The organism is Natronospirillum sp. (assembly GCF_022565775.1).
Classification (GTDB): domain Bacteria; phylum Pseudomonadota; class Gammaproteobacteria; order Pseudomonadales; family Natronospirillaceae; genus Natronospirillum.
Window position 1 is genome coordinate 1 of record NZ_JAIUMC010000124.1, and the last position, 6,800, is coordinate 6,800.

Here is a 6,800-nt window from a genome sequence, read left to right on the forward strand (position 1 = left end):
GGGGTGCGCTCCCACGGTAGGAGGCCAGCCCCTGGCCGATTGTGCAAGGGGCCTGCGGCCCCATCGCGCAACGGGGTGCGCTCCCACGGCAGGAGGCCAGCCCCTGGCCGATTGTGCAAGGGGCCTGTGGCCCCATCGCGCAACGGGGTGCGCTCCCACGGTAGGAGGCCAGCCCCTGGCCGATTGTGCAAGGGGCCTGTGGCCCCATCGCGCAACGGGGTGCGTTCCTACGGTAGGAGGCCAGCCCCTGGCCGATGGCGGCGCAGCCGCCCCACGTGCGTGCTGCGCTGAACTTTAGTAGACTGCTGCGCTTTCACCAGCCATCCGATCCGCTATCCATGCCGTCATCCAAGTTGCACTTTCTGCCTCTGTCCGAGCTGCCCTTGCCGCAGTCGCTGCAGGGATATTCAGGTGAGCTGACCGCGCCACTGGCAACAGCCGAGGCGCTGAACTGGGTGGCGGCATTGCCACAGCGTCTGGAAGCCGAATCTGACGGGCTGATCTTTCGCAACCGCAATCGGGTGTTTCGACTACCGGACCTGCCCGGCTGGCCCCACCCCGTCTGCGTGAAGGTGTTCAAGACGCCAGGGCGGCTACGGGCCATGACCTACCGTCGCCAGGGCAGCAAGGCCGAACGGGCGCACCGGCATGCGCGATTCCTGTTTGAGCATGAGGCCGGCGTGGCGACGCCGCTGGGCTACTTTGAGCGCTGGGAAGGGCCACGGCTGGTTGCCAGCTACCTGATCAGCGGTTTTCTTGAAGACGCCTCTGACCTGTTCACGGAAATGACTCATATCATCCGCGAACGCCCCTACGCGGCTGACTTCGTTGCGCTGCTGCGCACCGCTGCCGTCGCCATTCGGGCCATGCATGACAGCGGTTTTGTGCATCGCGACCTGGGGGCCCAGAACATCCTGCTGCGCCGCGAGGATGGCCAGCACTGGGGCGATGTCATGTTCATCGACCTGAACCGCGGCCGTATTCTGGACGAGGTCAGCCTGCGCGAGCGAGCCAGAGACCTGTGCCGACTGCAGATACCCTCGCATTTTCGCCGCATCTTCCATCACCTCTACTTCGAGGACGGTGAGGTGCCCAGTGAGTTCGCCCGCTGGGAGGCCCACTACCGGGCTCGCATCCGTCGTCACCAGGCAACGCGCAAATACCGCCACCCGATCCGCCACTGGAAGCGCAAGCGGCGTGACGAGCGCATCCGTGTCACCACTGGGCGCCCACCCGAGCGGGATATCTGGCTGTGGGATCACAAATCCGGCCAGCCGTCAGTGGTATTGCAGGGCAAGGACCGCCGTCGGCACCGCAAGGCCTCGGATGCCTTGCACCTGCTGCTGGCCAACCTGCGCCATGCGTTACCGCTGCGTCGCCACTATCGTCGCCTGGCGGCACTGGCCTATCAGCAACCGGTCACCATGGCCGGACGCCTGGGCGTCTGTGTGGAGGCTGATGAACTGCTGGACGAACAGCTCGACACCCTGCAGCAGGCGCCCGGCACACCAGTACTGATTCGGGCCTATTATCACCTGGGCTCGCCGGGGCTTGATGCCGTCGAGCGGGCGGCGCAGACCCTACATCAGCGCGGTCATGAAGTGTCGGTCGGGCTGATTCAGAGCCGGCAGGCGGTGCTGCACCCCGACCAGTGGTGCCTGTTCTGCAGCGAGGCCTTGCAACGCACGGCCGGGTACCTGTCTTTTGTCGAGGTGGGTCATGCCGTCAATCGCGTCAAGTGGGGCTTCTGGACGCTGGAAGAGATGAACCGCGTATGGGCCGGCATAAAGGTTCTGCGCGAGACCTATCCGCACCTGCGTTTTCTGGGTCCGGCGGTCAACGATTTCGAGTATCACTATTATCCGCCGCTGCTGGACGCCACCAAGGCGCTGATCGACGGCGTGCCCTGCCACCTCTATATCGACCGCCGCGGGCAACCCGAGAACTATCAGGGCCGTTTCTCATTGCTGGAAAAGTGCATCTATGGCCGCGCGGTCGCCGAGCACTGGCAGAAAGACGGCTTCTATATCACCGAAACCAACTGGCCGCTGACCGGCACCGGGGAACACTCGCCACTGGCGGGTGCCTACAATCGCCAGGAATACCGGGAGAGTCCGCTGCATGTGGATGAAGCCACCAGCGCCGCCTGGATGATCCGCATGGCGCTGATTGCTGTCTGTTCCGGGATGACTGAACGCCTCTGGTGGTGGCGCCTGCTGCACCACGGGTTCGGGTTGCTGGATGATCAGCACGAAGTCCGCATTCGCCCGGGCTGGCGGGCACTGGTGCAGTTCAATGCCGTGGTCGGCCCGCTGACCTTCAAAAAGCACTGGCAGGACGGCGACGTCCGCTGGTGGGACTTCAATGGCGTACAGGTGGTTTACGCCCTGGAAGACACCGACATTGAGCTGCCCCAGGGCGTGCAGCGCATTACCGACATGGCCGGTGCAGACATCAGCCAGGCTGCGGGTACCAGACTCAAGGTCTCCGGCAACCCGGTCTATTTGCACTTTTGAGAACGCCTTGGCCTAGACCTGGCTCCGCTCGCTTTTCTCGCGTACCAGCGCCGCGATACCCTCGTTGATGGCCTGCAGCGACTTGCGTTCCAGTTGCCGGGTGTCCACATTCAGAACCGGCACTCGCTGCTGCGTCATGTGGTCGCGCACTTGTTCGGCGATTCGACGGCGAGCTCTGAGGTCTTCCTGAAACTCTTTCTCTTCGTCGATGAAATAGTGGCTGTTGCGCACCGCGTAACCCCGGCGGTGGACCCGCTGCCGGAACTGTTCCCAGTGACTGCCAAAATCGGTATGGCAGTGAATGAGCAGATCGGGCAGCGGCATGGCATCCAGATAGCGCTCCAGTTGCTCGGGCTGGCAATCCGCCGGGTGAACAATGGAATAAACCCGGTGGCTCAGAGATTCGTCAAACATCACCGCCTGGTCGTCCGGCAGCTGTGCCAGATAGCCCAACTGATGCAGGCTGGAATGAAACCCGTTCAGTCCGGCCAGTTTCTGTATTTCCCGTTTGCCACTGTCGGTGGCCAGCGCAAGTGCTGCAGCAATGAACGGCGCATAGGTCGCTTCGCTCTCCCAAAGGTCGTTGACCGCCTGTCTTTTCAGTATGCTGCTGGCCAGCCGCTTGCGCGGTGCCTTGACCGGCAAGCCCCGTAAAAGCACACGTTTGACCAGTGATTGCGCGCTGCCCTCTTCGACCAGCAGTCTGCTGGCCTGCTCCAGAACAGCTTCATCGGGTGACAACCAGGAGCGCCCAGACAGGCGTCGCAACTTCCGTAACAGGGTGGTCTTACCCACGCCGTTGGCGCCGATCATGTCAATGCGAAACATTTTGACCTCCCGGGCTAACTGCCTTCGTAGTCTGCACATGACGGGCTGCCAGTTCGGCACTGGTGGAGCGCAACTGCTGCAGCAAGCCCTGCCGCACGGCCTGCGCATGCACCACACCCAATTGTACCGGGATGGCTGGCAGCTTCAGCAGTCGGGCAATGGCCAGACGATGGCAGCCGCGCTTGCCGAACAGCAGAGCGCCGTCGTGACCGACATGAATATAGACACCGCCTTCTTCACGCAACCGCCGCTTGCCGCCCAGTGCCTGTTTGGTGAGATAGGGGGCACCCTGCTGCAGGCGCGCGTAAAAGTCATCCAGGGCAGCATAGCGCCGATGGACGTCTTCCATGTTGCGGCAGCCATCCGGTGCTTTCTTTTTCTGCAGCAGTTTTGCCATGTGCTCATAGGCACCGGCGGCTTCCCAGGACAGGCCCTCGGCAAAATGACGATTGCAGATGGCGATTTTGGGCAGCGCGTCGATGGGCTGGCGCTTGTCGTCCCAGTCACCGGCCAGCACCCGGCCGGTATCGTGTCGGGTAACACGGCTTTCGATGAAATGACGGACCTGCAGCGGATCGATATACAGGCACTCGGCCGCCAGTGGGCCCGCAGCGCCGAAGCGCAGGCGGTTGACCCCATCACGTCCCCGGCAGACCAGGCGCCACCAGCAGCTTTTCAGATATTCACTTGGTCCGTTCAATGGCGATTCACACTCCGGCTACACAGTAAGTTAGACCGCAACTCAGGCGCGCGGTACTATATCTTGATGACAATTGTGTGACATCCATCAGAGCGGTATCCACTGACCATGACCACAGGCGGCCTTCTTCCGGCAACTCAGACGCCACTGCATCTGGGCGATGCGAGCCCCATCGCCGAGGGTTCATCCCGCTGGGTCTATGAGCACCCCGAGAACCCCGAACAACTGGTCAAGGTACTAAAGTACCATTGGTCCGGTTCGAGCGCCGAGGCTCTTTTGCACCCGGCCCGGGTCATCAAAAGCCGCTTCAAATTTGCCCGCTTCATGCGCGAAGTACACCATTTTGTGGCACTGACCGAGCAGGCGCAAGACCCGATGGTCGACCATCTTCCTGCCTTCAATGGCCTGGTACAGACCGATCGGGGTTACGGCATGATCGTGGAACGCCTGAGTGACAAGAACGGGCAACTGGCACCAACGTTGAAAAAACTGATCCGGACGGGCCGCTTCAAGCCTGATTACGCCGAACCCCTCGAACTGTTTATCGAGAGAATGCTGAGCTCTCCGGTGGTCATCGGCGACCTTAATCTGAAAAACCTGGTGCTGACGCGTCGTGATGATCAGCGCGTATTCGCATTGATCGACGGCATGGGGGATTCGACGGTCATTCCTGTGCTGGCCATGAGTCAGGCGCTCAACAACCGGCGCAAGCGCTTCTTTGCCGAGCGATTGCGGGCCAAACTGCGGCAGGCATTGGCTGCAGACTGAAGCAAGGGCAGGTTCTACATATCCTGCTGTGTCTTGTAGGCCTTTACCGCCCGTGCATCACCCTGCTGTTTGCGCAGCACATCGATAATCTCCAGTTGCGCTTCATTCAGGGTGGCGAGAAACCGCTGTTCTTCCGTCTGCAGTGACTCCACCGCATCGCGCAGCCAGTTCAGGTCTTCGGTCGACAGGGAAGAAAGGCGTGACTCGCTGAGCAGGTCTTCCAGAATCTGCTGCCGCTCTACCCATATGTCCGATACCCGGTCGGGTTCGGCAATGATCTTTTCCTGCATATCTGCAGTGAGAGCTTTAACACGTTTCCAGCGGGTCTGCAGGGCCATTCCAGTCTCCGTTTCAGCAGCCGCTTATGATGTCGGCAGGGAGTTCAATGCGCTGCTCGCGGTTGAGCATTTTCAGCAGCAGCACGACACGTTCGTCACCATGTGAACATTGCACAATGGCTTCGAGTTCCTTGAAGCAGCCCTCGGTGATGACGACCTTCTGGCCTGAGGTAAACATGGGCGCCGGTTCGTCGCCGGTCAGTTCTGCGCACTTGTGCTGTAAACCATAGACGATTTCGGCAGGCACGGGTATCGGATAACCATTGAAATTCAGGATGCGGGCGACGCCACGCGTTGAGCGGATGGCCGCCCAATTGCACTCTTCCGGCACATGGATGAACAGATAATGCGGAAACAGCGGTTCACGAACGAAGTAGATCTGTCGCGCCCGCTTGCGCTTGACGGTGTGCACTGGCAGATAGGTGCGCAGGCCCTGTTGGTCCAGATTGCTCTGGGCACGGAAACAATCGCGTGGCTTGCATTGCAGCAGATACCACTGGCGCGGCGCGTCTGGTGAGGCGCCGTCGATGTCGCGGGAGCTTTCCCTGATGGTCATGGCGACGATCCACAGCATTCCGGATGTCGGATCAGTTTAACGCCGCCAGCCATGGACAGTAAAGAGAGGCCCCCTCGCAGTCATCGGCAAAAAGCCTTAAACTTGGCGGTTCAGTCCGAGGAGCTTTCTGCACTAAATGGGAAACGACAACATCAGTATCAAAACCCCGGAAGACATTGCCAAAATGCGCGTTGCCGGGCGGCTGGCTGCCGAAGTGCTGGAGATGGTCACCGAGCATGTCGAGGCCGGCATCAGCACCGGAGAGCTGGACCGCATCTGCCACGACTATATCGTGAACACGCAGAAGGCCATACCGGCACCGCTGAACTACAAGGGTTTTCCCAAGTCCGTCTGCACCAGCGTCAACCATGTGATCTGTCATGGCATTCCAGATGACAGCAAGGTGCTGAAAAAAGGGGACATCCTCAACATCGACGTGACGGTCATCAAGGATGGCTACCACGGCGACACCAGCAAGATGTTTATCATCGGGCCGCCCAAACCGCATGTCGAGCGGCTGATCAAGGTGACGCAGGAATGCATGTACAAGGGGATTGAACAGGCGCTGCCCGGCAACCATATTGGCGATATCGGCCATGTGATTCAGCAGCACGCAGAGAGCAATCACTACTCTGTGGTGCGTGAATACTGTGGCCATGGTATCGGCCTGGTGTTCCATGAAGACCCGCAGATCCTGCACTATGGGCGCCCCGGCACCGGTACCGAGATACGCGAGGGCATGACCTTCACGGTCGAGCCCATGATCAATGCCGGCAAGCGCCACAACAAACTGCTCGCCGACGGCTGGACGGTAGTGACCAAGGACAGAAAGCTGTCCGCCCAGTGGGAACATACGATACTTGTCACGCGCGATGGACCGGAAGTGCTGACCAAACGTTCTGATGAGGCCCTGCCATTCTGACGGGGTTTCCTGGTAAAGGTCTTGAGCCATCATGACGCTAGCGTCGGAAGTGAATGCCTCCTATCTGGATGAGGCTGCCGTCTCGGCAGCGCTCAACAGCACGCAGGTGGATATCGCGGGGCTGAAGGCAGCCCTGCAGGCGACCAGCGAGGCGCAGTATGGCCGCTTTCGC

7 protein-coding genes are annotated in these 6,800 nt (G+C 60.6%); 3 read left to right on the top strand and 4 right to left on the bottom strand.

Features of this window, described 5'->3' with window-relative positions; all coding sequences use genetic code 11:
• Nucleotides 1-338: 338 nt before the first annotated feature.
• Nucleotides 339-2,516 (top strand): lipopolysaccharide kinase InaA family protein, encoded by a 2,178-nt coding sequence (locus tag LAT62_RS15250; protein WP_293385892.1) that lies wholly within the window; start codon nucleotides 339-341, stop codon nucleotides 2,514-2,516.
• Nucleotides 2,517-2,528: 12 nt separating this feature from the next.
• On the opposite strand, the gene LAT62_RS15255 is transcribed toward LAT62_RS15250, so the two are convergent.
• Together LAT62_RS15255 and LAT62_RS15260 are read right to left on the bottom strand one after the other, a co-directional pair.
• Nucleotides 2,529-3,344 (bottom strand): hypothetical protein, encoded by an 816-nt coding sequence (locus tag LAT62_RS15255; RefSeq protein WP_293385894.1) that lies wholly within the window; start codon nucleotides 3,342-3,344, stop codon nucleotides 2,529-2,531.
• Nucleotides 3,331-4,044, bottom strand: a complete 714-nt coding sequence (locus LAT62_RS15260) for a hypothetical protein (RefSeq protein WP_293385896.1) — start codon at nucleotides 4,042-4,044, stop codon at nucleotides 3,331-3,333. Before LAT62_RS15260 ends, LAT62_RS15255 begins: the two co-directional genes overlap by 14 nt.
• Nucleotides 4,045-4,152: 108 nt before the next feature.
• On the opposite strand from LAT62_RS15260, the gene LAT62_RS15265 reads away from it, so the two are divergent.
• Nucleotides 4,153-4,812 carry a YrbL family protein gene (locus LAT62_RS15265; protein WP_293385898.1) on the top strand — a complete coding sequence of 220 codons (660 nt, stop codon included), beginning with the start codon at nucleotides 4,153-4,155 and terminating at the stop codon, nucleotides 4,810-4,812.
• A 14-nt stretch (nucleotides 4,813-4,826) separates the two neighbouring features.
• On the opposite strand, the gene LAT62_RS15270 is transcribed toward LAT62_RS15265, so the two are convergent.
• Nucleotides 4,827-5,150, bottom strand: coding sequence for a hypothetical protein (locus LAT62_RS15270; RefSeq protein WP_293385900.1), 324 nt, complete (start codon nucleotides 5,148-5,150; stop codon nucleotides 4,827-4,829).
• A gap of 13 nt (nucleotides 5,151-5,163) precedes the next feature.
• The gene (rfaH, locus tag LAT62_RS15275) at nucleotides 5,164-5,724 is read right to left on the bottom strand and encodes a transcription/translation regulatory transformer protein RfaH (RefSeq protein WP_293385902.1); all 561 of its coding nucleotides are present in this window, start codon (nucleotides 5,722-5,724) and stop codon (nucleotides 5,164-5,166) included.
• A gap of 118 nt (nucleotides 5,725-5,842) precedes the next feature.
• Here rfaH and map point away from each other — a divergent pair, with 118 nt between their 5' ends.
• Nucleotides 5,843-6,628, top strand: a complete 786-nt coding sequence (map, locus tag LAT62_RS15280) for a type I methionyl aminopeptidase (RefSeq protein WP_293385904.1) — start codon at nucleotides 5,843-5,845, stop codon at nucleotides 6,626-6,628.
• Nucleotides 6,629-6,800 lie beyond the last annotated feature (172 nt).

Excerpts from the sequence above, each read along its gene's own strand:
- LAT62_RS15250 (WP_293385892.1), top strand. The coding sequence starts at position 339 with ATGCCGTCATCCAAGTTGCACTTTCTGCCTCTGTCCGAGCTGCCCTTG.
- LAT62_RS15255 (WP_293385894.1), bottom strand. The coding sequence starts at position 3,344 with ATGTTTCGCATTGACATGATCGGCGCCAACGGCGTGGGTAAGACCACC.
- LAT62_RS15265 (WP_293385898.1), top strand. The coding sequence starts at position 4,153 with ATGACCACAGGCGGCCTTCTTCCGGCAACTCAGACGCCACTGCATCTG.
- LAT62_RS15270 (WP_293385900.1), bottom strand. The coding sequence starts at position 5,150 with ATGGCCCTGCAGACCCGCTGGAAACGTGTTAAAGCTCTCACTGCAGAT.
- rfaH (WP_293385902.1), bottom strand. The coding sequence starts at position 5,724 with ATGCTGTGGATCGTCGCCATGACCATCAGGGAAAGCTCCCGCGACATC.
- map (WP_293385904.1), top strand. The coding sequence starts at position 5,843 with ATGGGAAACGACAACATCAGTATCAAAACCCCGGAAGACATTGCCAAA.